The 1987-nt window shown below is 60.1% G+C and carries 3 protein-coding genes; all 3 read left to right on the top strand.

Going from position 1 to position 1987, the window contains the following annotated elements; all coding sequences use genetic code 11:
• A partial coding sequence (locus AC1DUU_RS30650) for an ATP-binding cassette domain-containing protein (protein ID WP_476787078.1) occupies window positions 1-469 on the top strand: 469 nt, incomplete at its 5' end.
• Complete coding sequence (locus AC1DUU_RS30645; RefSeq protein WP_476787077.1) at window positions 469-1470, top strand: ABC transporter permease; 1002 nt, start codon at window positions 469-471, stop codon at window positions 1468-1470. The genes AC1DUU_RS30650 and AC1DUU_RS30645, both read left to right, overlap by 1 nt.
• A 5-nt stretch (window positions 1471-1475) precedes the next feature.
• A partial coding sequence (locus AC1DUU_RS30640) for a phosphotriesterase family protein (RefSeq protein WP_476787076.1) occupies window positions 1476-1987 on the top strand: 512 nt, incomplete at its 3' end.

Raw genomic sequence — 1987 nt, 5'->3', positions numbered from 1 at the left:
GAGCCTCTGTGATCATATCGATGTCGTCGGCAATCTTTTTCTCGGCCGCGAGATCAGCAAGGGCCCGTTCCTCGATACCAAGACCATGCTCGAAGAGGCTCGCAAGATGCTGGATGCGCTGGAAATCCGCATCCCGCGGCTGACCGGAAAGGTTGCCCAGCTTTCCGGCGGTCAGCGACAGGCAATCGCCATCGCCCGCGCCGCCTCGTTCAATCCCAAGGTCCTGATCATGGACGAGCCGACATCTGCTCTCGCCGTGGCGGAGGTGGAAGCCGTCCTGGCTCTGATCAACCGCGTCAAGGCCAAGGGCGTCTCGGTGATCCTTATCACCCACCGCTTGCAGGATCTATTCCGCGTCTGTGACCGTATCGCCGTCATGTACGAGGGCACAAAGGTTGCCGAACGCGAAATCGGCAAGACCAATCTTGAAGACCTCGTCAAACTGATCGTCGGAGAGGGAGCCAGGTAATGACGGCCTATACCGAACGCGCCAAGGGCTCGCCCGCGGCAGACTTCCTGTCCGAGCACGCCCAAGTGCTGTCGATCACCTTCTTCTTCCTCGCCTGCGTGCTATTTTTTGCATTCACCACCGACACCTTCATGACGCTGGGCAACATCCTGAACGTCATCCGCCAGGCTGCTCCTATCCTCATCGTCGCAGTCGCCATGACCTTCGTCATCATCACCGGCGGCATCGACCTTTCGGTCGGCTCACAGGTGGCCCTCGTCAATGCCGTGGCGGCAATCGTTCTTGCCATGGGCTACCCCTGGCCGGTCGTGGTCGTTGCCATGCTCACCTTTGGCGCGTTCATCGGTTTCGTACAGGGCTGGTTCACTGCCTTCCAGGGCATACCAGCCTTCATCGTAACCCTCGCCGGTCTTTCGATCCTGCGCGGTTTCGCGCTCTATCTGACGCAGGGCTATTCCATCCCGATCAAGGATGTTCCGGGCTTCTTTGCGCTCGGTCGTGGCGAGCTCTTCGGTTTCCCGATTCCTGCTTTGATTGCCGKTGCCGTCGCCGTCATCGGCTACGTGGTGATCTCCTCGACAAAATATGGCCGCCAGGTTGTTGCGGTAGGCTCCAACATGGAAGCGGCGCGCCGCGTTGGCATGCCGGCGAAATGGATCATTGCCTCGGTCTACATGGTTGCTGGCATAGCCTGTGCGCTTGCGGGCCTGTTGATCGCCGCGCGCCTCGGTTCCGGCTCGTCGAATGCAGCAGTCGGCTTCGAACTGCAAGTGATCGCGGCTGTCGTCCTTGGCGGAACGTCCCTGATGGGCGGTCGCGGTACGATCCTTGGCACCGTCCTTGGGACACTCACTATCGCTGTGATCGGCAATGGGCTGATCCTGATGCACATCTCGCCATTCTTCACCCAGATCGTCACCGGCGCGATCATCCTCATCGCGATATGGCTCAACACCCGCATCTTCACCGCCAACTTCCGCTTCGGCGGAAAAAAGAGGTGAGCGGAATGAGCCACGAGCTTTCCGAAGGCCACGTGCGCTCCGGTCAGGTCATGACCGTGAACGGGCCAGTCGCGGCGGAGAGCCTCGGCATCACTTTGATGCACGAGCACACCCTCAACGATTGTCGCTGCTGGTGGCACGCACCGAAAACCAAGGAGCGGCAATACCTCGCCGAAGGTTTCGTTTGCATGGAAATCCTCGGCGAGCTGAGGCAGGACCCCTTCGTCAACAAGGACAACATCACCCTTGATGACGAGCCGTTGGCAATAGCCGAACTAAAGGCATTCGCCGCCGAAGGCGGCCGTACCGTGGTCGAACCCACCTGTAACGGGATCGGCCGCAATCCGCTCGCACTTCGGCGGATTTCGCAGGCCACGGATCTCAACTTGGTAATGGGAGCCGGCTATTACCTCGGCTCTTCCCATCCAGCGAAGGTCGCCGGGATGACCATCGACCAGATTGCCGACGAGATCGTGGTCGAAGCGCTCGAAGGCGTCGACGGCACCGACGTGAAGAT

It is taken from the genome of Aminobacter sp. P4_H6_2, assembly GCF_056400805.1.
Note: the sequence above shows the minus strand (reverse complement) of the source record. Positions and strands in the feature narration are given on the sequence as shown.